This window comes from Mycobacterium sp. 012931 (assembly GCF_000419295.1).
Classification (GTDB): Bacteria; Actinomycetota; Actinomycetes; order Mycobacteriales; family Mycobacteriaceae; genus Mycobacterium; species Mycobacterium marinum.
Genome location: NZ_AOPX01000001.1, coordinates 4,274,599 through 4,298,216 on the forward strand (window position 1 = coordinate 4,274,599; position 23,618 = coordinate 4,298,216).

At 67.7% G+C, this 23,618-nt stretch carries 19 protein-coding genes and 2 pseudogenes; 11 read left to right on the forward strand and 10 right to left on the reverse strand.

Features of this window, described 5'->3' with window-relative positions; genetic code table 11:
* Nucleotide 1: 1 nt before the first annotated feature.
* The 5 genes from MMSP_RS18720 to yajC form a co-directional block, all read right to left on the reverse strand.
* Nucleotides 2–571, reverse strand: a complete 570-nt coding sequence (locus MMSP_RS18720; RefSeq protein WP_015355866.1) for an adenine phosphoribosyltransferase — start codon at nucleotides 569–571, stop codon at nucleotides 2–4.
* On the reverse strand, nucleotides 553–2,265 hold the full coding sequence (locus tag MMSP_RS18725; RefSeq protein ID WP_020787892.1) for an ABC transporter substrate-binding protein: 1,713 nt from the start codon (nucleotides 2,263–2,265) through the stop codon (nucleotides 553–555). The genes MMSP_RS18720 and MMSP_RS18725 overlap by 19 nt, the downstream gene beginning before the upstream one ends.
* Before the next feature lie 5 nt (nucleotides 2,266–2,270).
* The gene (gene secF, locus MMSP_RS18730; protein WP_020787893.1) at nucleotides 2,271–3,611 is read right to left on the reverse strand and encodes a protein translocase subunit SecF; all 1,341 of its coding nucleotides are present in this window, start codon (nucleotides 3,609–3,611) and stop codon (nucleotides 2,271–2,273) included.
* Nucleotides 3,612–3,615: 4 nt separating this feature from the next.
* Entirely contained in the window at nucleotides 3,616–5,463 is a 1,848-nt protein-coding gene (secD, locus tag MMSP_RS18735; RefSeq protein ID WP_020787894.1) for a protein translocase subunit SecD, read from the reverse strand.
* 111 nt (nucleotides 5,464–5,574) lie between these two features.
* The gene (gene yajC, locus MMSP_RS18740; RefSeq protein ID WP_015355869.1) at nucleotides 5,575–5,907 is read right to left on the reverse strand and encodes a preprotein translocase subunit YajC; all 333 of its coding nucleotides are present in this window, start codon (nucleotides 5,905–5,907) and stop codon (nucleotides 5,575–5,577) included.
* Between the two features lie 229 nt (nucleotides 5,908–6,136).
* Between yajC and gabT the strand changes: the two genes are divergently transcribed.
* The 3 genes from gabT to MMSP_RS29610 all read left to right on the forward strand — a co-directional run bounded on the left by gabT (nucleotide 6,137) and on the right by MMSP_RS29610 (nucleotide 12,886).
* The gene (gabT, locus tag MMSP_RS18745) at nucleotides 6,137–7,477 is read left to right on the forward strand and encodes a 4-aminobutyrate--2-oxoglutarate transaminase (RefSeq protein WP_020787896.1); all 1,341 of its coding nucleotides are present in this window, start codon (nucleotides 6,137–6,139) and stop codon (nucleotides 7,475–7,477) included.
* A gap of 180 nt (nucleotides 7,478–7,657) precedes the next feature.
* Nucleotides 7,658–11,182, forward strand: coding sequence for a carboxylic acid reductase (gene car, locus MMSP_RS18750; RefSeq protein WP_020787897.1), 3,525 nt, complete (start codon nucleotides 7,658–7,660; stop codon nucleotides 11,180–11,182).
* A gap of 153 nt (nucleotides 11,183–11,335) precedes the next feature.
* Nucleotides 11,336–12,886, forward strand: coding sequence for a PE family protein (locus MMSP_RS29610; protein ID WP_036426712.1), 1,551 nt, complete (start codon nucleotides 11,336–11,338; stop codon nucleotides 12,884–12,886).
* 37 nt (nucleotides 12,887–12,923) lie between these two features.
* Here MMSP_RS29610 and MMSP_RS18760 read toward each other — a convergent pair whose 3' ends face one another.
* Together MMSP_RS18760 and MMSP_RS18765 are read right to left on the reverse strand one after the other, a co-directional pair.
* Nucleotides 12,924–13,610: a hypothetical protein gene (locus MMSP_RS18760; RefSeq protein WP_036426713.1), complete on the reverse strand. Its 687-nt coding sequence runs from the start codon at nucleotides 13,608–13,610 to the stop codon at nucleotides 12,924–12,926.
* 89 nt (nucleotides 13,611–13,699) lie between these two features.
* The gene (locus MMSP_RS18765) at nucleotides 13,700–14,086 is read right to left on the reverse strand and encodes a DUF1304 domain-containing protein (protein WP_036427408.1); all 387 of its coding nucleotides are present in this window, start codon (nucleotides 14,084–14,086) and stop codon (nucleotides 13,700–13,702) included.
* Nucleotides 14,087–14,280: 194 nt separating this feature from the next.
* On the opposite strand from MMSP_RS18765, the pseudogene MMSP_RS18770 reads away from it, so the two are divergent.
* The 3 genes and pseudogenes from MMSP_RS18770 (at nucleotide 14,281) to MMSP_RS29905 (ending at nucleotide 17,548) form a co-directional block, all read left to right on the forward strand.
* A pseudogene (locus tag MMSP_RS18770) lies at nucleotides 14,281–15,722 on the forward strand (PE family protein).
* A 220-nt stretch (nucleotides 15,723–15,942) separates the two neighbouring features.
* Nucleotides 15,943–16,623: pseudogene (locus MMSP_RS29900) on the forward strand (PE family protein); the annotation flags it as partial.
* Between the two features lie 226 nt (nucleotides 16,624–16,849).
* Nucleotides 16,850–17,548: a hypothetical protein gene (locus MMSP_RS29905; protein ID WP_020787901.1), complete on the forward strand. Its 699-nt coding sequence runs from the start codon at nucleotides 16,850–16,852 to the stop codon at nucleotides 17,546–17,548.
* Between the two features lie 25 nt (nucleotides 17,549–17,573).
* Here MMSP_RS29905 and ruvB read toward each other — a convergent pair whose 3' ends face one another.
* From ruvB to ruvC, 3 genes are read right to left on the reverse strand one after another with little or no spacing between them, the layout of a single operon-like run.
* Nucleotides 17,574–18,611: a Holliday junction branch migration DNA helicase RuvB gene (gene ruvB, locus MMSP_RS18780; protein WP_012393880.1), complete on the reverse strand. Its 1,038-nt coding sequence runs from the start codon at nucleotides 18,609–18,611 to the stop codon at nucleotides 17,574–17,576.
* Between the two features lie 3 nt (nucleotides 18,612–18,614).
* Complete coding sequence (gene ruvA / locus MMSP_RS18785) at nucleotides 18,615–19,208, reverse strand: Holliday junction branch migration protein RuvA (protein WP_011739821.1); 594 nt, start codon at nucleotides 19,206–19,208, stop codon at nucleotides 18,615–18,617.
* A complete protein-coding gene (gene ruvC / locus MMSP_RS18790; RefSeq protein WP_011739820.1) occupies nucleotides 19,205–19,759 on the reverse strand; it encodes a crossover junction endodeoxyribonuclease RuvC in 555 nt (184 codons plus the stop codon). Before ruvC ends, ruvA begins: the two co-directional genes overlap by 4 nt.
* A gap of 214 nt (nucleotides 19,760–19,973) precedes the next feature.
* On the opposite strand from ruvC, the gene MMSP_RS18795 reads away from it, so the two are divergent.
* Genes MMSP_RS18795 through MMSP_RS18815 form a run of 5 tightly spaced genes read left to right on the forward strand, consistent with a single transcriptional unit; the run spans nucleotide 19,974 to nucleotide 23,613 of the window.
* Nucleotides 19,974–20,582: a DUF4178 domain-containing protein gene (locus MMSP_RS18795; protein WP_020787902.1), complete on the forward strand. Its 609-nt coding sequence runs from the start codon at nucleotides 19,974–19,976 to the stop codon at nucleotides 20,580–20,582.
* A gap of 9 nt (nucleotides 20,583–20,591) precedes the next feature.
* On the forward strand, nucleotides 20,592–21,104 hold the full coding sequence (locus MMSP_RS18800) for a DUF2617 family protein (RefSeq protein WP_012393878.1): 513 nt from the start codon (nucleotides 20,592–20,594) through the stop codon (nucleotides 21,102–21,104).
* Nucleotides 21,101–21,532, forward strand: a complete 432-nt coding sequence (locus MMSP_RS18805) for a DUF4247 domain-containing protein (protein ID WP_020787903.1) — start codon at nucleotides 21,101–21,103, stop codon at nucleotides 21,530–21,532. Before MMSP_RS18800 ends, MMSP_RS18805 begins: the two co-directional genes overlap by 4 nt.
* Before the next feature lie 33 nt (nucleotides 21,533–21,565).
* Complete coding sequence (locus tag MMSP_RS18810; RefSeq protein WP_011739815.1) at nucleotides 21,566–22,036, forward strand: DUF350 domain-containing protein; 471 nt, start codon at nucleotides 21,566–21,568, stop codon at nucleotides 22,034–22,036.
* The gene (locus tag MMSP_RS18815) at nucleotides 22,033–23,613 is read left to right on the forward strand and encodes a polyamine aminopropyltransferase (RefSeq protein WP_020787904.1); all 1,581 of its coding nucleotides are present in this window, start codon (nucleotides 22,033–22,035) and stop codon (nucleotides 23,611–23,613) included. The genes MMSP_RS18810 and MMSP_RS18815 overlap by 4 nt, the downstream gene beginning before the upstream one ends.
* Nucleotides 23,614–23,618 lie beyond the last annotated feature (5 nt).

The following is a 23,618-nucleotide window of genomic DNA, read 5'->3' on the forward strand; positions in this document are numbered from 1 at the left end:
ACTAGGCCCGGCTCAGACTGTGCACCCGCAACGGCGCGATCGCCTCGCGACCGCGCAGCGCCGTCAGTTCGACCACCACCGCCGCCCCGGTCACCCTGGCGCCAGTGCGCTCCAGCAAGCGCGTTGCCGCCCCGAGGGTCCCACCCGTGGCCAACACATCATCGATGATCATCACGCTGCGGCCCCGCAGCTCGAGGCTGTCGGCGGGAATCTCCATGCTGGCAGCGCCATATTCCCTGTCGTATTCCTCGGTGAGCACCGGCGGTGGCAGCTTGCCGCTCTTGCGAATGGACAGCACGCCGGTGCCCAGGCGTGCGGCCAGGGCCGCGGCAACCAGCGACCCACGCGACTCGATACCGGCCACCAGGTCGGTGCCGGCCGCAATGTCGGCCAGCGCGTCGATCACCGCAGCCATCGCCTCACGGTCGGCAAACAGCGGAGTCAGATCCTTGAACTGAATGCCAGGCTTGGGGAAATCTGCCACGTCCCTGGTAAGCGACGAGATCAGATCCGCGACGGGGGCGCTCCCCCGCCCAGTTACCACTAAATCTGTCACTGCATCAACGCCCATCGGTCCATGTTCCAGCCTGCCCCCCAGCGAGTCGGATTCCTGCTCACGGCATACATCTTTTTTGACATCAGCAACATGCGCTCCTGCCGATACAACGGCAACGTTGGCATATCATCCCAGAGTACCGGCGCCCCCTCGGCGAGCAACCTGACACGCTCTGCCGGATCAGCGGACACCGCAAGTGCACTGATGATGCCGTCAATTTGCGGATTTGCGTAGCCCGACAGGTTGTTTCCGTTACCGCCGTGCAGGTCATATGCATCCATCGACGACGAACCCGTGGACCCGCTACCGGAGGCCCCACCGGTACTGGCCAGCAAAACATCGATCTTGCCGTCCCGAAGCGCCCCGGGCCCCACTGTGTCCAGCGTCACATCAGAAACCGAGATGCCGGCCGGCCCGCACGATTTGGCGATGGCGCCGATGATGGCCGCCAGCCGTGCATTGGGCCCGTGGTAGCCGATGCGCAGGGTCAGCGGCGCACCGCCGAGCGCATCGCGTGCGGCGCCCGGATCACCCTTGGTGAACTTGCCCCCCTCCGTGGTGCCGTCGGCCCCGGCGATGGCGTCCTCGGTGGCCGGATTGAGCCGCGAGTTGGCGATCGGAACTCCGGCGTCGCGCGAAATCGCGTCCCGTGGCGTACACAACGCGACGGCGCGACGATTCCGAACATCGGCCAGCGGCCCCTTCGGCGAGAAGATCAGCTGTTGGATTCCCTCCGATGGCGAATCCGTGCGCTGGTAATTGTCGGGGGTGGTCAAGGTCCCCGAGGACCCGGCCGCGACGTCGACCACGTCGACGTCACGATTGTTGACCCGGTCTTGGATGTCGGCCCCCTGCGGCCGGACGATGACCCGCTTGGTGATCGCCTTGGCGCCCCACCAACGGTCGTTGGCGACGAGCACCACGCCACCATCGTCGAGAATCGACTCGATCTTGTACGGCCCCAAAGACGGGAAGTGTTTGAGATCCACACCCCGCTTGAGATCCCAGGTGGTATTCCACAGTCGCGCGATCTGCTCCACCTGGGGAGCCTTGTTGTCCAGCAGCGCCGCGGTGACGTCGATGCCAAGCTCATCGGCCAGGACGTGCGACGGCATCAATGATGTCGCGGTGAACAGCTGGGCGTAGTCGACGACCGCGCGATCCGGGATGAAGGACACTCGGGCCTTCTTCTGCCCGGGCGTGCATTCGATGTTGGCGATGTCGACGTAACCGGCCTGCGTTGCGGCATCGAAACCCGCGTAACGCCCGGATTCTGCGGCCCAGGCCAGCACCAGGTCGTCACAAGTCACCTGCTTGCCATCGGAATAGACGGCGTCGTCGGCGATTTGATAATCGAGCACCAAGGGCGCGCCGCCCACTACCGAGATCGTTCCGAAGTCGTGGTCGGCCACCACCTGGCCGTCGGGTCCGTGGTACCCGAACCCCGTCAGCACTCGGGCAAATGCCTGCGCTCCGGCGGATGCGGCTCCGGTGACGGTGTTGGTGTTGTAGGTGGGCAGCGGACCATCAACCACATAGTCGATCTGCCCCGCCGCACTACCCGAGCACGCGCTCAGCGAGGATGCCGCAGCCAGCGCGGCGACGCCGACAGCGGCGATCTTGTGCCCATTGCCCCCGAAACCGCGCCGCAGGACGTTGCGCAATCCCGACCACCGGCTGAAGTTGCGTTCACGACGACAGCTGGCCATCGCGACTACCGACGGCCGGCGTTGCGCTTGCCGGTCGGACGTTTGGTAGCGGTGGGGCGCACCGGGCGCGCACCTGACGCCGGCTTGTTCGATGCGGCCGGCTTCGCGTCAGCCTTCTCACTCGGGCGCGCAGTCTCTGTCGATGTCTCGGCGGCGGTGGTCTCGGTGAGCTCCTGCCCCGACTCGGCATCGGCTTCTGCGCGCTCGCCGGCCGCACGCGAAGCCGGAGTGCGACGCTTGATCACCTTGCGGGTGTGGGACCGCACCAGCTCGGTGCGCTCACGCAGGGTCACCAGCAACGGAGTGGCGAAGAAGATCGATGAGTAGGTGCCCACAATGATGCCGATCAACTGCACCAGCGCCAGGTCCTTCAACGTCCCGACGCCCAGCAGCCAGACCGCCACCACCATCAGTGACAGCACCGGCAATACGGAGATCAGGCTGGTATTGATCGAGCGCATGAATGTCTGGTTCACCGCCAGGTTGGCCTGCTCGGCGAAGGTGCGCCGAGTGGTGTGCTGAAAGCCGTGCGTGTTTTCTTCGACCTTGTCGAACACGATCACGGTGTCATAGAGCGAGAACCCGAGGATTGTCAGCAGTCCGATGACGGTGGCTGGGGTGACTTCGAAGCCCACCAGGGAGTACACCCCTGCGGTGACGGTCAGGTCGAAAATCATCGCCGCGATCGCCGAGATCGTCATGTACCGCTCATAGCGCACGGTGATGTAGGTGGCGACCAGCACCAGGAACACCACCAGGGCGATCACCGCCTTCTTGGTGATCTGCCCACCCCAGGTCTCCGATACCGCGGCGTCGCTGATGGCTTTCTTGCTGGGCTTGCCGTCGGCCCCCTTGGGGTGGAACGCGTCGAACAGGGCGTCGCGCAGCTTTTCCGTCTGTTCGTTGGACAGCGTCTCGGACCGGATCTGCACGGTCGCCGAAGCGCCGCTACCCACGGTGACGACCGATTCGGGATCGCTGCCCACGACGTTGTGGAAAACCTCTTCAACCTGAGTGACCTGGCTGTCGCCTCGCGGGAACGACACCGTGGTGCCGCCCTTGAAATCGATCCCGAACGTGAAACCGCGCACGATGATGCTCAGGATCGCGATCGCCATGATCGCCCCGCTGATGCCGTACCAGAGCTTGCGCCGTCCCACCACCTCGAAGGCCCCGGTACCGGTGTAGAGCCGGGAGAGCAGGTTGTGGTGCGGCAGCCCAGTGGCCTTCTCGCTGCCCGAGCCGCTCAGTTCGGCCGAGCCCTCGGAGGCTTCGGTGAGTTCGACCGCCGAAGCGCCCTTCTTGTCGTTTTTGGCTGTGGTTTCGGCCTTGGTCTCCGACGCCATGGCGTTATCCCCGTCCCGTCTTCGCGATGCCCGATCGAGTCCTCGAGTCGGAGGCACGCCGTTCGCGAGCAACCTGCTGAACCGCACCCAAGCCGTTGTAAGCCGGCTTCGCCAACCGTGGCGACTTAGAGGCCAAGTAGACCAGCGGCCAGGTCACCAGGAAGACCACGACGATGTCCAGAATCGTGGTAAGGCCCAGCGTGAATGCGAAACCCTTCACCTGCCCGATTGCCAGGAAGTACAGCACCGCGGCGGCCAGGAAGGTGACCGCGTTACCCGACACGATCGTCTTGCGGGCGCGCGCCCAACCTCGTGGCACCGCCGAGCGGAACGAACGACCCTCACGGATCTCGTCCTTGATTCGTTCGAAGAACACCACGAACGAGTCGGCGGTGGTGCCGATACCGATGATCAGACCCGCGATACCCGCCAGGTCAAGGGTGTAGTTGATATAGCGACCCAACAACACCAGGATCGCGAAAACCATTGCACCAGAGGCGATTAGCGATAGCGCCGTGAGCAACCCGAGCACCCGGTAATACAGCAGGGAGTAGAGCAGCACCAACGCCAGACCGATCGCGCCCGCGATCAGGCCCGCTCGCAGCGACGTCAAACCCAATGTCGCCGAAACCGTTTGTGCCTCAGACGACTCGAAAGACAGCGGCAGCGAACCATATTTCAGGACGTTGGCCAGCTGGCGTGCGGTCGATGCGCTAAATGGTGGCTCTCCCCCACTGATCTGGGTCCGGCCGCCGGGTATCGCCTCCAGAATCTGCGGTGCGCTCACGACCTGCGAGTCCAAGGTGAAGGCGGTCTGAGTACCGATGTGAGCGGCCGTGTAGTCAGCCCAGGTGTTGGCCGCCTGGCTCTTGAACTGCAGATCCACCACGTAGCCGATGCTGCGCTGATCCATTCCGGAGGTGGCGTTTTGAATCTGATCGCCGCTGATGATCGACGGCGCCAGCAGGTAGGCGGTCTTGTGGTCGGTGGAGCAGGTCACCAGGGGCAACTTCGGGTCATCGTTGCCGGCCAGGATGTCGTCCTTGCCGCACTGGGTGGCCTCGAATTGCAGAGCGACCATCTGGATGTACTGGTTGGTGCTCTGCCGCCACTTCTTCTCCTTCGCAATCCGCTCAGCGAGATCCTTGCGCGGATCCGGCAGCGCGGGCTCTTCGCCCGGCGGCAAGTCCGCCGGCTGCTGGGCCCCGGTGGCGGGTGGCGCGGGGCTGCCCGTCGGGGCCGGGCTGGGAGCGGGAGCCGGCGACGGCGGTGGGTCCTGCGGATAGGGCCGCGGCTGCGCCCCCGGGCGGCCCGGAGTTCCCGATTGCGGGGCAGCCGGGGCGCCGGATTGCGGCGAAGCGGGAGCACCGGATTCGGGCGGTTGCCCCGCATTCGGCGCCGGTCCGCCTGGGGCGGGCGCAGTGCCGCCCGGCTGCTGCGGTTCCTGCTGCGGTTCTTGGGCAGCGGGCTGGGCAGGCATCGAGTTCATCACCGGCCGGATGTACAGCCGTGCGGTCTGCCCGAGGTTGCGAGCTTCGTTGCCGTCGTTTCCGGGAACCGTAATGACCAGGTTGTCCCCGTCCACAACGACCTCGGAGCCAGACACACCGAGCCCGTTGACCCGGGCGCTGATGATCTGCTGGGCCTGGGCCAGCGCCTCGCGGCTGGGGGCCGAGCCGTCCGGGGTCCGCGCGGTCAGCGTGACCCGGGTGCCGCCCTGCAGGTCAATACCCAGTTTGGGGGCCGCCTTCTTGTCCCCGGTGAGGAAAACCAGCAGGTAGACGCCGATCAACAGGACCAGAAACACCGACAGGTAGCGGGCAGGATGCACCGGCGCAGAAGACGACGCCACGTTCCGTTTATCTCCTTGAAATTCCGTTCTTACCCCCGACAGAGCCTACGTGGCGCTGCGGGGCGCGTGCGTCACGCACGCGGCTTGCCATGTTCGGACCCCGAACCCCGATCACAGCTCCTTGGCTGTGTGGCTTTCCGAGATTTCTGGGCTTTCTGCATCGAGGTCGCCGTCGGAGTCGTCATCGGGCAGGATCCGGTCGCGTACGGCCAGCTTCATCCAGGTCGTGACCACACCGGGGGCGATCTCGAGGTCGACGGTGTCCTCGGTGATGCCGACGACGGTGGCCTGTAGGCCAGAAGTAGTGTGCACCCGGTCGCCAGGCTCGAGCGACTCGTGCAGGTCAATGGTGGCCTGCATGGCCTTGCGCTGCCGTCGCGAGGCGAAGTACATGAAGCCGCCCATGATGAGCAGGAACGGCAAAAATAGGACGAAACTCTCCATCAACACGCCTGTCTTTCGAATCGGCATTCCCTCGGCATTCGAGGACGGCGCCGAGCGTGACACCGGGCTCGCGCGCCTCGTAACGGTCCAGTCTGCCATTCCCGCAGGTCGTACCCCGACGGGCACCCGCCCCATTGCCGTCCCGCCCCACAGGGATCGCCGGGCTGCGGTGAGCAGATACGCTTTTACCCGCGACGCGACCCCCGCGCCGCGCGAGAGGAGAACACCCGTGGCCAGCCTCGATCAAAGTCGTCTCTTGGTCACCGAAATCCCCGGCCCCGCGTCGTTGGAGCTCAACAAGCGCCGGGCCACGGCGGTGTCGGGTGGCGTCGGGGTCACCCTGCCGGTGTTCGTGGTTCGCGCGGGTGGCGGAATCGTGGAGGACGCCGACGGCAACCGGCTGATCGACCTCGGCTCCGGCATCGCCGTCACGACTATCGGCAATTCGGCGCCCCGCGTGGTGGACGCGGTACGGGACCAGGTGGAGCAGTTCACCCACACCTGCTTCATGGTGACCCCCTACGAGCATTACGTGGCCGTCGCCGAACAGCTCAATCGGATCACCCCGGGCTCCGGCGAGAAGCGGACGGTGCTGTTCAACTCCGGCGCCGAGGCGGTGGAGAACTCCATCAAGGTCGCCCGCGCGCACACCCGTAAGCAGGCCGTGGTCGCGTTCGACTACGCCTACCACGGCCGCACCAACCTGACGATGGCGCTGACCGCCAAGTCCATGCCGTACAAGAGCGGCTTCGGCCCCTTTGCGCCGGAGATCTACCGCGCACCGGTGTCCTACCCCTACCGGGACAACCTGCTCGACAAAGACATCGCCACCGACGGTGAGCTTGCCGCCGAACGCGCCATCAACCTCATCGACAAGCAGATCGGCGCCGCCAACCTGGCCGCGGTCATCATCGAACCGATCGCGGGCGAGGGCGGCTTCATCGTTCCGGCCGACGGTTTCCTGCCCGCGCTGCAGCGGTGGTGCCGCGACAACGACGTGGTGTTCATCGCCGACGAGGTGCAGACCGGATTTGCCCGCACCGGCGCCATGTTCGCGTGCGACCACGAGAACGTCGAGCCCGACCTGATCGTCACCGCCAAAGGCATCGCCGACGGATTCCCCTTGTCGGCGGTCACCGGCCGGGCCGAGATCATGGACGCCCCGCACACCAGCGGCTTGGGCGGCACCTTCGGCGGCAACCCGGTCGCGTGTGCGGCGGCCCTGGCCACCATCGAAACGATCGAACGCGACGGCATGGTCGAACGGGCCCGCCAGATCGAACGACTGGTGATGGACCGATTGCTGCGCCTGCAAGCCGCCGATGACCGTCTCGGCGATGTGCGCGGCCGCGGCGCCATGATCGCCATGGAGCTGGTGAAATCGGGCACTGCCGAACCCGACGCTGCGCTCACCCAAAAGCTGGCCGCCGCCGCCCATGCTGCCGGCGTAATTGTCTTGACGTGCGGAATGTTCGGCAACGTGATCCGGCTGCTGCCACCACTGACGATCAGCGACGAGCTGCTGTCCGAAGGCCTCGACATCCTGTGCCAGATCCTGGCCGACCTCTAGCCGGCCCGTCCCCCATCCGTCGACACCCGGACTCGGCGGTGGGGTAGATCACACCCTTTGGCGACACTTGGCCCGGCCGAGGCATTGAGAAAGTTATTTACTTTAGCTAACGTTCTAGTTGTCTAGCGCAACGTCGCGCGGTCAAATTCTCGATTTTCTGAGCTATTGCAAGGATCTGCCATGTCGCCAATCACGCGTGAAGAGCGGCTCGAGCGCCGCATCCAGGACCTCTACGCCAACGACCCGCAGTTCGCCGCCGCCAAACCCGCCACGGCGATCACCGCAGCAATCGAGCGGCCGGGTCTACCGCTACCCCAGATCATCGAGACCGTCATGACCGGATACGCCGATCGGCCGGCTCTCGCTCAGCGCTCGGTCGAATTCGTGACCGATGCCGGCACCGGCCACACCACGCTGCGACTGCTCCCCCACTTCGAAACCATCAGCTACGGCGAGCTTTGGGACCGCATCAGCGCACTGGCCGACGTGCTCAGCACCGAACAGACGGTGAAACCGGGCGACCGGGTCTGCTTGTTGGGCTTCAACAGCGTCGACTACGCCACGATCGACATGACTTTGGCGCGGCTGGGCGCGGTGGCCGTACCACTGCAGACCAGCGCGGCGATAACCCAGCTGCAGCCGATCGTCGCCGAGACCCAGCCCACCATGATCGCGGCCAGCGTCGACGCACTCGCTGACGCCACCGAATTGGCTCTGTCCGGTCAGACCGCTACCCGAGTACTGGTGTTCGACCACCACCGGCAGGTTGACGCACACCGCGCAGCGGTCGAATCCGCCCGGGAGCGCCTGGCTGGCTCGGCGGTCGTCGAAACCCTGGCCGAGGCCATCGCGCGCGGCGACGTGCCCCGCGGTGCGTCCGCCGGCTCGGCGCCCGGCACCGATGTGTCCGACGACTCGCTCGCGCTACTGATCTACACCTCGGGCAGCACCGGTGCGCCCAAGGGCGCGATGTACCCCCGACGCAACGTTGCGACCTTCTGGCGCAAGCGCACCTGGTTCGAAGGCGGCTACGAGCCGTCGATCACGCTGAACTTCATGCCAATGAGCCACGTCATGGGCCGCCAAATCCTGTACGGCACGCTGTGCAATGGCGGCACCGCCTACTTCGTGGCGAAAAGCGATCTCTCCACCTTGTTCGAAGACCTGGCGCTGGTGCGGCCCACCGAGCTGACCTTCGTGCCGCGCGTGTGGGACATGGTGTTCGACGAGTTTCAGAGTGAGGTCGACCGCCGCCTGGTCGACGGCGCCGACCGGGTCGCGCTCGAAGCCCAGGTCAAGGCCGAGATACGCAACGACGTGCTCGGTGGACGGTATACCAGCGCACTGACCGGCTCCGCCCCGATCTCCGACGAGATGAAGGCGTGGGTCGAGGAGCTGCTCGACATGCATCTGGTCGAGGGCTACGGCTCCACCGAGGCCGGGATGATCCTGATCGACGGAGCCATTCGGCGCCCGGCGGTACTCGACTACAAGCTGGTCGATGTTCCCGACCTGGGTTACTTCCTGACCGACCGGCCACATCCGCGGGGCGAGTTGCTGGTCAAGACCGATAGTTTGTTCCCGGGCTACTACCAGCGAGCCGAAGTCACCGCCGACGTGTTCGATGCTGACGGCTTCTACCGGACCGGCGACATCATGGCCGAGGTCGGCCCCGGACAGTTCGTGTACCTCGACCGCCGCAACAACGTGTTGAAGCTGTCGCAGGGCGAGTTCGTCACCGTCTCCAAACTCGAAGCGGTGTTTGGCGACAGCCCACTGGTACGGCAGATCTACATCTACGGCAACAGCGCCCGTGCCTACCTGTTGGCGGTGATCGTCCCCACCCAGGAGGCGCTGGACGCCGTGCCTGTCGAGGAGCTCAAGGCGCGGCTGGGCGACTCGCTGCAAGAGGTCGCAAAGGCCGCCGGCCTGCAGTCCTACGAGATCCCGCGCGACTTCATCATCGAAACAACACCATGGACGCTGGAGAACGGCCTGCTCACCGGCATCCGCAAGTTGGCCAGGCCGCAGCTGAAAAAGCATTACGGCGAGCTTCTCGAGCAGATCTACACGGACCTGGCACACGGCCAGGCCGACGAACTGCGCTCGCTGCGCCAAAGCGGTGCCGATGCGCCGGTGCTGGTGACGGTGTGCCGCGCGGCGGCCGCGCTGTTGGGCGGCAGCGCCTCTGACGTCCAGCCCGATGCGCACTTCACCGATTTGGGCGGCGACTCGCTGTCGGCGCTGTCGTTCACCAACCTGCTGCACGAGATCTTCGACATCGAAGTGCCGGTGGGCGTCATCGTCAGCCCCGCCAACGACTTGCAGGCCCTGGCCGACTACGTCGAGGCGGCTCGCAAACCCGGCTCGTCACGGCCGACCTTCGCCTCGGTCCACGACGCCTCGAATGAGCAGGTCACCGAGGTGCATGCCGGTGACCTGTCCCTGGACAAATTCATCGATGCCGCAACCCTGGCCGAAGCTCCCCGGCTGCCCGCCGCAAACACCCAAGTGCGCACCGTGCTGCTGACCGGCGCCACCGGCTTCCTCGGGCGCTACCTGGCCCTGGAATGGCTGGAGCGGATGGACCTGGTCGACGGCAAACTGATCTGCCTGGTCCGGGCCAAGTCCGACACCGAAGCACGGGCGCGGCTGGACAAGACGTTCGACAGCGGCGCCCCCGAACTGCTGGCCCACTACCGCGCACTGGCCGGCGACCACCTCGAGGTGCTCGCCGGTGACAAGGGCGAAGCCGACCTCGGACTGGACCGGCAGACCTGGCAACGCCTGGCCGACACGGTCGACCTGATCGTCGACCCCGCGGCCCTGGTCAACCACGTACTGCCATACAGCCAGCTGTTCGGGCCCAACGCGCTGGGCACCGCCGAGCTGCTGCGGCTGGCGCTCACCTCCAAGATCAAGCCCTACAGCTACACCTCGACAATCGGTGTCGCCGACCAGATCCCGCCGTCGGCGTTCACCGAGGACGCCGACATCCGGGTCATCAGCGCCACCCGCGCGGTCGACGACAGCTACGCCAATGGCTATTCGAACAGCAAGTGGGCCGGCGAGGTGCTGTTGCGCGAGGCGCATGTCCTGTGTGGCCTGCCGGTTGCGGTGTTCCGCTGCGACATGATCCTGGCCGACACCACATGGGCGGGACAGCTCAACGTGCCGGACATGTTCACCCGGATGATCCTGAGCCTGGCGGCCACCGGTATCGCGCCGGGTTCGTTCTATGAGCTTGCGGCCGACGGCGCCCGGCAACGCGCCCACTATGACGGTCTGCCCGTCGAGTTCATCGCCGAGGCGATTTCGACTTTGGGTGCGCAGAGCCAGGATGGGTTCCACACGTATCACGTGATGAACCCTTACGACGACGGCATCGGACTCGACGAGTTCGTCGACTGGCTCAACGAGTCCGGTTGCCCCATCCAGCGCATCGCTGACTATGGCGACTGGCTGCAGCGCTTCGAAACCGCACTGCGCGCACTGCCCGATCGGCAGCGGCACAGCTCACTGCTGCCGCTGTTGCACAACTATCGGCAGCCGGAGCGGCCCGTCCGCGGGTCGATCGCCCCTACCGATCGCTTCCGGGCAGCGGTGCAAGAGGCCAAGATCGGCCCCGACAAAGACATTCCGCACGTCGGCGCGCCGATCATCGTGAAGTACGTCAGCGACCTGCGCCTACTCGGCCTGCTCTGAGGACGGGGACAAGTCCAACGGCCCGAACCCATCGTGGAGCTGGGCGGTGTTTGCAAATTTTTTGCTAACAATGTGAATTTTCTATGCGCTGCGCGTGAGGTGGGTGTCACATTCTTATAGGAGACTGACCGCCCTACCGCAGGAGCGCCAACGATGTCGTCTTTTGTAATCGCAACACCTGAGTTCTTGACCGCGGCAGCAAACGATTTGAGTGGGATCGGGGATGCCGTGCGGGCGGCTACCGGGGCAGCGGCGCCGTCGACCACGGCGATAGCCCCGCTGGCCGGCGACGAGGTATCAGCGGCTGTCACCCGAATGTTTGGCGCCTACGCGCAAGAATTTCAAACGCTCAGCGCGCGCATGGAGCAGTTCCATACCGACTTTGTGCGGGCACTACTTACCGGCGCAGGAGCCTATTCGGGGGCTGAGGCCGCCAACGCCTCGCCGCTGCAAACCCTGGAGCAGGACCTGCTGGCGGGCATCAACGCCCCCAGCCAAATGCTGACCGGGCGCCCGCTGATCGGCAACGGCGCCAATGGGGTGGACGGCACCGGGGCGGCCGGCGGGGACGGCGGGTGGCTGGTAGGCAACGGCGGCAACGGCGGGTCGGGCGCGCCCGGGCAGGCTGGTGGCGCGGGCGGATCAGCGGGCCTGTGGGGTGCCGGCGGGGCCGGCGGCGCCGGCGGCAGCTGCCAGTCAATTTCTTCGGCGCATGCCGGCTCCGACGGCGGCATCGGTACCGGCGGCAACGGCGGTCTCGGCGGCAACGGCGGTCTCGGCGGCAACGGCGGTCTCGGCGGCAACGGTGGGGCCGGCAGCATCGGCACCACCGGCACCGACGGCACCGCCCCGACCACGGGCGGCCCCGGTGGCGCCGGGGGTGACGGAGGCGCTGGCGGCGCCGGTATCGGTGGGGTCGGCGGCGGGTCCGGTGGCAACGGCGGTATCAACACCGGCACCGGCGGCACCGCCAGCGCGAGCGGCGGTACCGGCGGCAATGGCGGTGCCGGCGGCAATGGCGGGGCGCCCGGCGCCGCCAACGCCATCGGCGGTCAGGGCGGCCAAGGCGGTATTGGCGGAAATGGCGGAAATGGCGGCAACAACACCTCTGGCATCGATACCGCCGTCGGATATGCCGGCGGTGGCGGAGGAGGTGGCGCGGGCGGCCACGGCGGCAACGGCGGAGGCAACGGTGCCCTCGGCGGCCAAGGCGGCACCGGCGGCACCGGCGGCACCGCATCCAGTAGCAACACCGGCCCGACCCCCAGCGCCGGTACCGGCGGAGGCGGTACCGGCGGAGGCGGTGGCGGAGGAGGCGCGGGTGCCGCCGCCGGGACGGGTGCCGTCGGCGGGGGCGGCGGTGGAGGTGGCGCCGCCGGCGGCGCCGGTGGCGCCGCCGGAAATGGAGGCGCGGGAGGCAACGCCATAGCGTTCGCCGGCAGCACCACCTTCAGCAGCGCCTTCGGCGGCTCCGGAGGCACCGGGGCTCCCGGGGGCACCGGCGGCGGGGGCGGCGGCGGTCCCCTGGCCTCCACCTTGAGCCTTGACGCTGGTAACGGCGCCGATGGAGTCAACGGCGGCACCGGAGGAACGGGCACCACCAGCGGCGGCTCGGGCGGCACGGGTGGGGGCGCGGGCGGCCAGGGCGGCAATTCCTTCCAATTTGTGCCCAGCGCCGCGGGCGGCGCCGGCCAGTCCGGTTAGTACCGGCGCCGGCCGGCGGCCAGGTCGCTCTACCCGGCTACACGCCGGCGCGGTGTCGGCGGAACGGGTGAAACGCCAGGCCGTGATGCTCGGCCTCGGCCTCGCTCTCCTCGGGTTCCTTCGGCGCTTCCTCTTCCGTTGCCTCGTCCTTTGACTTGGGATCCTTGGACTCGGGCTCGTCCTGCGGCTCCTCCTCGGCTGTCTGGTCCGCCTCGGGCGCGTAGGCCGCATAGGCCGGCGCGGGTACCGGTTGGATATCGCGCGCCAATCGCGCCACCAGCCTTGCCAAGACGGCACCGGCCAAGAACACGATCACCACACCCAGGCCCGAAAAGTACGAGACCTCGATGAGGGCGCGTTTGAAGTTCGTGGCCGCGACCGGGTCGCCAACGGAGCCGATCCTCAACAGTGGGGCGAGCGAAACTCCGACCACAAACCAGGCTCCGGCAAGACCGGCCAGCCAGCCACCGAACACCGCACTGGCGCGGTTTGTGGAAATGATCAATAGCAGACCAGCGACCACGGTCACGATGCCAGGCAACACCTCCAGCCAGCCGCGGGCGGCGGTCCACGCGTGGCCGGGGGTATAGCCGAAATCGAAGCTAGGCCCGACAAATGGGATCAGCGCTCCCCAGGCGCCCAGAACCACTAGAAGTATCCCGGTCACCGCGCCGCGCGAGCGTGGCATGCCCAACCGGGCGGGGCGATCTTCTGTGTGCGTCATCGCAATCTCCTCTTCCGATACCTTTTCGGGTACCCGAAAGCTGAGGCGATGTAACGCCCGTCACAGGATCAAGGCAGCAGCGAATCGCCCTACGACGCGAGCCCGAGCCCGAGCAGGACCAGGCTGATCACCGGAAACAGGCCCTGCGTCACCGCGGCTCGCGCCTTGTCCGGCGCCGAGATCAACAACACGACCGCCGCCGCGGCCATCGATCCGACGCCGGCGAAGATGAGTGCGGCTCCGATCCCGTTGTGGCCCATGGCCACACCGGCGATGCCCAATCCGCCGACAATCGCCAGAAACAGGTTGTAGAAGCCCTGATTGAAGGCCAGCAGCTTGGTGGTTTCAGCTTCCTCCGCCGTCGTGCCAAACGTCGCGCAGGTGCGCGGCGAGGTCCAGGTCAGCGACTCCATGGTGAAGATATAGACGTGCAGCAGTCCCGCCAGCGCGGCAAATATCAACCCGGCGATGATCATCATCACGGCCTTCCACTCGAACTACTCGAACGGCACCGGCTCGGTTCACCCGGCGGGTGGAGTCGGGTATGCGCGACCATACCGGCCCGGACCTGGCTCGAAACGCCAGGTTGGGAGCAGATCGGGAAACGGCGCCCCAAAAGCCCCACGCATTCCTAGTATGTGTAAGGCACATCACACAGGTGGAGGTTGAAATGGCGTTTGTGATCGCGGCCCCGGAGCTGGTGAGCGCGGCAGCCGAGAACGTGGCGAGTATCGGCACTTCGTTGGGCGCGGCCAACGCCGCCGTCGCGGCGTCGACCACCAGCGTGCTCTCGGCGGGCGCCGATGACGTGTCGCAGGCCATCGCCGCACTACTGAGTAGTCACGGCGCGCAATATCAAGCGCTCAGCGCTCAGGCCGCGCAGTTCCACCAGGGCTTCATGCAGCTACTCAACTCTGCCGGCGGAGCCTACGCCGGCGCAGAAGCCGCCAACGTCTCCCCACTGCAGACCTTGGAATCCAACGTGGTGGGCGCACTGAACACACCCACCCAGGCGATCTTCGGACGGCCACTGATCGGCGACGGCGCCAACGGAACCGCGACGAGCCCCAACGGCGGTGCCGGCGGATTCTTGTACGGCAACGGCGGCAACGGCTACAGCTTCACCAGCGGGGGCACCCAGAGTGGCGGCACCGGCGGCTCGGCCGGACTGATCGGCAACGGCTACAGCTTCACCAGCGGGGGCACCCAGAGTGGCGGCACCGGCGGCTCGGCCGGACTGATCGGCAACGGCGGCAACGGCGGCAACGGCTTCCTCGGCGGGGCCGGCGGAGCCGCGGGCAGCGGCGGCTGGCTCGCCGGTAGCGGCGGCAACGGAGGTGCCGGGGGCTCGGTGACCGGCGTCGGCGAGGTCGGCGGCGCAGGCGGGGCTGGCGGCAGCGCTCCCTTGCTGGGCTGGGGCGGCAATGGCGGGGCTGGCGGTGACTCCACTCAGGGCGCCGGTGGGATGGGCGGTGCGGGCGGCGGCCTGCTGTTCGGCCTGGGCGGCTCCGGTGGGGCCGGCGGCGTTGCCACCGATGCCACCGGCATCGGCGGCACCGGCGGCACCGGTGGCGAGAGCGGCGTGATCATCGGCTACGCCCAGTCCGGGGCCGGCGGCATCGGTGGCTACGGCGGCGACATCGGTGGCACCGGCGGCGCCGGCGGCGTGGCCGGTGTGTTCGTCGGCGCGGGTGTCGGAGGGTTCGGCGGCATGGGCGGCGCCGGCACAACCGGTGGCGCGGTCGGTGTCGGCGGCCAGGGCGTCACACTCACGGGACTGGGCGTCGGTGGCATCGGCGGCGTTGGCGGATTCGGCACTGCCACCGGCGGGGACGGCGGCGCGGGCGGCCCCAAGGCGCCGCGCTGTGGGGCGCGGGCTTCGGCGGCGATGGTGCTGTCGGTGGCAACAGTTTCGTCGGAGCAGGCGGCAACGGCGGTGACGGCGGCAACGGCGGCAACATCGGGGTAGTTGCCAACGGCACCTTCACCCAAACGCTTTTCGGTGACGGCGGCAACGGCGGCAACGGCGGCACCGGCGGCACCCCTGGCACCGGCGGCGCCGGCGGCAGCGGCGGCATATTGATCGGCGCCGACGGGACGAACGGATCCTGATATCGGGCTGGCCGCGGCGCGCGGACACACGCGCCACCCCGCTGCGGCCACTCGTCACACCCATTTGGCGGACAAAAGCGCCGGTTGACCCAGGTCGGCCGGGGCGGCACAAAACCTGAGACAAATAGTCTCACCAAACGAAGGCAACCCCAACCAAGTTCAGTAAGAATGGCTTCTTTCGCTTGTTGGTGCGGGTGACCTGACTTGGGTGGAGGCCTCGATGGCGTTTGTGTTCGCGACTCCGGAGCTAGTGAGCGCGGCGGCGCAAGATGTGGCAAACATCGGCACATCGTTGGGCGCGGCCAACGCCGCCGTCGCAGCACCGACCACCAGCGTGCTGGCAGCGGGTGGCGATGAGGTGTCGCACGCCATCGCCACAATGCTGAGGAATCACGGAGCGCAATACCAAGCGCTCAGCGCCCAGGGCGCCCAGGTACACCAGCGCATTGTCCAGCTGCTCAACTCGGCCAGCGGAGTCTACGCAAGCGCAGAGGCCGCCAACGCCTCCCCACTGCAGACCCTGGAATCCACCGTGCTGGACGCGGTGAACACACCCACCCAGGCGCTGTTCGGGCGCCCGCTGATCGGCAACGGCGCCAACGGAACCGCGACAAGCCCCAACGGCGGTGCCGGCGGCATCCTGTACGGCAACGGCGGCAACGGCTACAGCTTCACCAGCGGGGGCCTCCAAAACGGCGGCAGCGGCGGCTCGGCCGGACTGATCGGCAACGGCGGCAACGGCGGCAACGGCTTCCTCGGCGGGACCGGCGGAGCCGGTGGCAGCGGCGGCTGGCTCGCCGGCAGCGGCGGCAACGGCTTCCTCGGCGGGACCGGCGGAGCCGGTGGCAGCGGCGGCTGGCTCGCCGGCAGCGGCGGCAACGGGGGTGCCGGAGGTTCGGTGAGCGGCATCGGCGAGATCGCGGGTGCAGGCGGGGCCGGCGGCAACGCGCCCTTGCTGGGCTGGGGCGGCAACGGCGGGGTCGGCGGCAACGCTCCCCAGGGCACCGGCGGTATCGGCGGGGCCGGCGGCGCGCTCTCGGCCGTCGGCGGCACATGGCCTGGGCGGCGCCGGCGGCATGGGCGGTTCAGCCACCGCCGTTACCCCCCACACCGGAGGTACCGGCGGTGTGGGCGGTGAGGGCGGCGCCGTGTTCGGCTACGCCCAGGGCGGCACCGGCGGCATCGGCGGTTTCGCCAACGACACCGGCGGCCTGGGCGGCCAGGGCGGTGACGCCACAGCGCTGCTTGGTGTCGGAGTTGGCGGCGCCGGCAGCATCGGCGGCGCCGGCAACGCCGCCGCCAGCGCGGGCGGTGCGGGCGGCGGAGGAGCCGCACTCGTCGGTGTCGGCGTCGGCGGTATCGGTGGTATCGGTGGCTTCGCAAACGGCACCAGCGGCGCCGGGGGCGCGGGTGGTTCCGGCGCGGCCGTGATGGGCTTGGGCGTCGGCGGCGCCGGCAGCATCGGCGGATTCGCCAACGACTTCGGCGGCGCCGGTGGCCAGGGCGGTCAGGGCGCCGTGCTCATCGGCGCGGGCTTCGGCGGTGCGGGCGGCGACGGCGGCTCGGCAACCGTCAACGCCGTGGGCAATGGCGGCGACGGCGGCAACGCGGGCGCGTTGTTCGGCATCGGCGCCGGTGGACACGGTGGCAACGCCGGCAGTGGCGTAGGGGCGGCCAACGGCGGCAGCGTCGGGGTGATTTCCGACGGCTCGTTCACCCCGACACCCGTGGGCTACGGGGGCAACGGCGTCAATGGAGGAACCGGCGGCACCGGCGGCAGCGGCGGCACGCTGATCGGCACCGATGGGACGAACGGCTCTCCCTAGCCAGCACCGCCGCCCGGCCCACTCGCTACTCGAACAGCCCCGGCTGATTCGCTCCCGCCGGTGGCGTCATGCCCAGGTGAGTCCAGGCCAGTGCGGTGGCCACCCGGCCGCGTGGAGTGCGCGCGACCATGCCGGCACGGACCAGGAACGGCTCACACACCTCCTCCACGGTGCTGGCCTCCTCCCCTACCGCCACCGCCAGCGTCGACACACCTACCGGACCCCCACTGAAACTGCGGGTCAGGGCGGAAAGCACGGCACGGTCCAGCCGATCCAGGCCCAGCTCGTCGACGTCGTAAACCGCCAGCGCCGCCTTGGCGACATCACGGGTGATCACCCCGTCGGCACGAACCTCGGCAAAGTCACGGACGCGGCGCAACAGCCGGTTGGCGATCCGCGGAGTCCCGCGTGACCGGCGGGCGATCTCGGCCCCCGCGTCCGCACCGAGTTGGATGCCCAGAATTCCGGCGGAACGGACCAGCACTCGCTCCAGCTCAGCGGGCTCATAAAAATCCATGTGTGCGGTGAAACCGAACCGGTCACGCAGCGGCCCCGTCAACGCGCCGGATCGGGTGGTGGCCCCGACCAGGGTGAACGGCGCGACGTCCAGCGGAATCGATGTCGCCCCCGGCCCTTTGCCGACCACCACGTCGACCCGGAAATCCTCCATGGCCAGATAGAGCATCTCCTCGGCGGGCCGGGCGATGCGGTGAATCTCGTCGATGAACAGCACGTCATGCTCGACCAGGTTGGACAACATCGCGGCCAGATCGCCGGCCCGCTCGAGCGCGGGACCCGATGTCATCCGCAGGGAGGAACCAAGCTCGGCCGCGATGATCATCGCCAGCGAGGTCTTCCCGAGCCCGGGCGGACCGGACAACAGAATGTGATCCGGTGTGCCGCCGCGATTCTTGGCGCCCTGAATCACCAGCTGAAGTTGTTCGCGCACCCGTGGCTGGCCGATGAACTCACGCAATGAGCGCGGCCGCAGGCTGACGTCGACATCGCCATCGCCAACGGTCAGCGCCGGTGAGACCTCGCGCTCATCGGGATCGGTGCTCATCGACTATCGTGCCTTCCCCAACAACGACAGGGCGGCACGCAGCGCGCTCGATGTCGTCGCCTCGCCGTCGCCGGCCAACACCTTGTCGGTGGCTTCCTCGGCCTGCTTGGCGGCGAACCCGAGGCCGACCAGGGCTTCGACCACCGGAGCGCGCACGGTGTGACCGTTTACCGCGGGCGCGGTGGCGGCCGAACCCGCTGGACCGACTTTGTCGCGCAGCTCCACCACCATTCGCTCGGCGCCGCGTTTGCCAATTCCGGGTACCCGGGTCAGCGCGGTGACATCGCCGTCGGCCAACGCCTGCCGAAGCCCGTTGGCATCGTGCACCGACAGCGTCGCCATCGCCAACCGGGGCCCCACTCCAGACACCGACAGCAGTGTCAGGAACAGATCGCGGGTCTCCCCGTCAACGAAGCCGTACAGGGTCATCGAATCCTCGCGCACGATCATCGCGGTGATCAGGCGGGCATCGGTCCCCTGCCGCAGCGTCGCCAGAGTCGACGGCGTCGCGTTCACCCGATAGCCGACACCGGCGGCCTCGATGACCACGTGATCGAGTGCCACCTCGAGTACCTCACCGCGCAGCGACGAGATCATCGGGCGGCCTTGAGTTTGGCGGTATAGCTGCGCCGTTGTTGTTCGGCCAGCGCATGTGCTTTGGCCATCTGGGCGATCATAGGCGCCCTCCAGCAATGACAGATTGCCAACGCCAGTGCGTCGGCGGCGTCGGCCGGCGTCGGTTTGGTCTGCAGCGCAAGAATTCTGGTGACCATCGCGGTGACCTGTGCCTTGTCGGCGGTACCGTTGCCGGTGACCGCCGCCTTCACCTCGCTCGGGGTATGAAAGTGCACCTCCACACCACGCTTGGCCGCCGCCAGTGCGACCACGCCGCCGGCCTGCGCGGTGCCCATCACGGTCTTCACATTTTGCTGGGAGAACACCCGCTCGATCGCAACCACATCCGGACGATGCGTCTCCAGCCAGTGTTCAACGGCCTCGTTGATGGCCAGCAGCCGACTCGACAACGGGGCATCTGACGGCGTGCGCACCACGTCGACGTCCAGCGCAGTGAGCTGCCGACCCTGGCCGCTCTCGATCAGAGACAGCCCACACCGCGTCAACCCGGGGTCGACACCCATCACCCGCACTGCATGCTCCCACCTTCAGCCCTGCCGGGTCCGAACAATTGTTCGATAGCCTAGCGGCTGGCCGCCACACCGGCCGGCAGGACACGCGCGAGTTGCTCACCCAATCAATGCGGTTTGGCTGCACCCGGCCCCGGCGAAGCTGTTACGTTTGAGCACCATCGATGCGCCGTGATTGGCAAACCACTTCGCGGCAGCGCGGTACTGGAGGGTATGCGTGGGAACTCTGCTGGTTCTGCTGGCCGTGATGCTATTCATCGCCTCCATCATCGTTCTCACGGTGGCGCTGCGGCGGCCCAAGACACCAGCCAGACCCGGCCAGCGCCAAGATCCGCTCGCCTTCAACGCGATGCCGCAGTTCGGCCCACGGCAACTGGGCCCGGGTGCGATCGTCAGTTACGGCGGCGTCGACTATGTGGTGCGCGGATCGGTGACGTTCCGCGTGGGCCCCTTCGTGTGGTGGGAGCATCTGCTCGAAGGCGGCGACGAGCCGATCTGGTTCAGTGTCGAAGAGGATGAGGGGCGGCTGGAGCTCGCGATGTGGACCAAGCGCACCGATCTTGCGTTGCAGCCCAGCGGCGTTCACGTGGTCGACGGCGTCACGTTCCGGGAAGAGGAGCGGGGACGTGCCGGCTACACCACCGAGGGAACGACAGGGCTGCCGGCCGGCGGGGACATGGACTATGTCGACTACGTCAGTGCCGACGAGTCCGCGCTGCTGGGTTTCGAGCGCTGGGCGCCGGACATGCCGTGGGAGATCTCCACGGGTAAGACCGTGCTGACCGGCGAGCTGACCGTCTACCCCGCGCCCCCGGCCGCCGACTAGGGATTATCGGTGCCGCTTCATCAGCTCGCCGTGGTTCCGGCCGACGTTTCCGGGGCGCGCCTTGGGCTTGCGCTCAACGCGCCCGCGCCGCCGCCGCTGGCCACCTGCCGGATGGACCACCCCGATGGGGGTACGTTGCTGCTCGGCGTGCTGGGCGCATCACACGTCATCACCGTGGCGCACCGCGACGGCGACTTTTCCGAACAGGTCTCCTGCGCGGTTGGCGGCCACGGTGAAAGCCTTCCCGAGCGCACCGAGGCGCCCGGCTATCGCCTCCAATCACGCATCGAGACGCACGATGAATCGAGCTTCCGCAGCCTTGCGCACGACCTGCGACAGCGTTGCAGCCGCGACAACGGTTGGCTGGGCGGCGTGTTTCCCGGCGACGAGGCCGCGTTGACCGCACTGAGCGCCGAACCCGAGGGCAGGGGCTGGCGCTGGCATACCTGGCATCTGTACCCGCTGCACCCCGGCGGATCCGGCGGGACCGTCGTGCACACTACGAGTTGGTGGCATCCGTGAGCCGCAACCGGTTGTTCGTCATCGCCAGCGCGCTGGCCGTCGCCGCCTTGGTGGCCATGGTTTTCGGAGTATCCCTGTTGAACCGCAACATCGGCTCCTATATCGCCTCGCACTATCAGCAAGAATCACGTGACGTCAACGCAACGCGCTACCTCTGCGAAGGATCGCCCAAGCAGGTGGCCAACACACTGTCCAGATACAAGTCACCGGCCGCGCGTGCGTCTTATGGCGAAACCGAGTACCTGCGCTACCGGCACAACATTGTCAGCGTCGGTCCCGCTGGCACCCATCCGTGCATCATCAAAGTCGAAAACCTCAGCGCCGGATACAACCACGGCTCGTACATCTTTCTCGGCCCCGGGTTCTATCCCGGATCTCCGTCGGGTGGTTCGGGCGGCAACCCCGGCGGCCCGGGCGGCAGCAAGTAAGACCCACTTGGCGCACACGCAAAGGAGACAGCCATGTACCAGGCCATCAACCAGGCCGGAGTCCAGTTCGGCACCCTCAGCGTCGATCCGCTCCTGCGGGGCGTGGTCGCCAGCGTTCTGTACTTCCTGGTCGCCTTCGCCATCCTGATCGTCGGCTTCGTGATGGTCAACCTGCTGACCCCGGGAAATCTGCGCACCCTGGTGTTCGTCGAACGTCGCCCCAACGCGGTCGTGCTGGCCTGCTCCATGTACGCCGCGCTGGCCCTGGTCATCATCAGCGCCATCTTCACCAGCTCCAACCAGCTCGGCGAGGGCCTGCTCGGGGTCGCGCTCTACGGGCTCGTCGGCGTCGCCCTGCAAGGGGCGGCGCTGGTAGTCCTCGAAATTGCAGTGCCGGGCCGCTTTCGGGATCACATCGAGGCGACCCAACTGCATCCGGCAGCCTTTGCCACCGCGGTGATGCTGCTGTCGGTGGGAGGTGTGATCGCTGCCGCGCTGTCATGACCGCGACTGATCACGCACTGGCACCCGACACCGTCGGGACCGTGACGGCCTCGGGACGCTGGCGGGCACTGCTGCTGGCGGCCGTCGCGGCCTGTGCGGCGTGCGGCATCATCTACGAACTCGCACTGCTCACGCTGTCGACCAGCCTGGATGGTGGCGGCATCGTGGCCACCTCGTTGATCGTGGCCGGCTACATCGCCGCGCTGGGTGCCGGTGCCCTGCTGGTCAAACCGCTGCTGGCGCACGCGGCCATCGCCTTCATCGCGGTCGAAGTCCTGCTGGGCATCATCGGCGGGCTGTCCGCGGCGGCGCTTTACGTGGCGTTCGCCTTCATCGATGGGTCGACCTGGGTGCTTGCGCTGGGCACCGCCCTGATCGGCGGACTGGTCGGTGCCGAGGTCCCACTGCTGATGACGCTCCTGCAGCGCGGCCGGTTGGCCGAGGCGGCCGACACCGGCCGCACCCTGGCCAACCTCAACGCCGCCGACTATCTGGGGGCCCTGATCGGTGGACTGGTCTGGCCTTTCGTCCTGCTGCCGCATCTGGGCATGATCCGCGGTGCGGCCGCCACCGGCATCGTCAACCTGGTGGCGGCGGCCGTCGTGTCGATCTTCCTGCTCCGTCAGGTCGTTTCCACCCGGCAGCTGGCGATGGCGCTGTGCTCTCTACTTGCCGCGCTCGGGCTGCTGGTCACGCTGCTGGTCCATGCCCGCGACATCGAGACCACCAGCCGCCAAGAGCTTTACGCCGACCCGATCATCGCCTACCGCCACACCTCCTACCAGGAGATCGTGGTGACCCGGCGCGGCAACGACCTGCGTCTGTACCTCGATGGCGGGCTACAGTTCTCCACCCGAGACGAGTACCGCTACACCGAAAGCCTGGTCTACCCGGCACTGGGTGACGGCGCCCGCTCGGTGCTGGTGCTGGGCGGCGGTGACGGACTGGCGGCCCGTGAACTGCTGCGCCTGCCCCGCATCGAGCGGATCGTGCAGGTGGAACTGGACCCCGCGGTCATCGAGCTGGCGCGCACCACCATGCGCGAGGCCAACGGTGGTGCGCTGGATGACCCGCGCGTGCAGGTGGTGATCGGCGACGCGATGAAATGGCTGCGCGGGACTGACTCGGGCCAGTCCCGCCGCTTCGACGCGGTCATCGTCGACCTGCCCGATCCGGATACTCCGGCGTTGGGGCGGCTGTATTCCGCCGAGTTCTATGCGCTTGCCGCCCACGCCCTGGCCCCCGATGGCTTGATGGTGGTGCAGGCCGGCAGCCCGATTTCCACCCCGACCGCGTTCTGGCGCACCGTCTCAACCATCAAGGCCGCCGGATATGCGGTCACGCCCTACCACGTCCACGTGCCCACCTTCGGCGACTGGGGATTCGCCCTGGCCAGGCGGGGTGGCACCGCGCCCATCCCCGCCGTACCGGCCGACGCACCGTCGCTGCGCTTCCTCAACCAGCCGGTGCTCAACGCCGCCACCGTGTTCTCCAGCGACGTCGGACCCAACATGCTCGAGCCGTCCACCCTGGACAATCCGCGCATCGTCGAGGACATGCGCCGAGGATATAGGTGATCGCG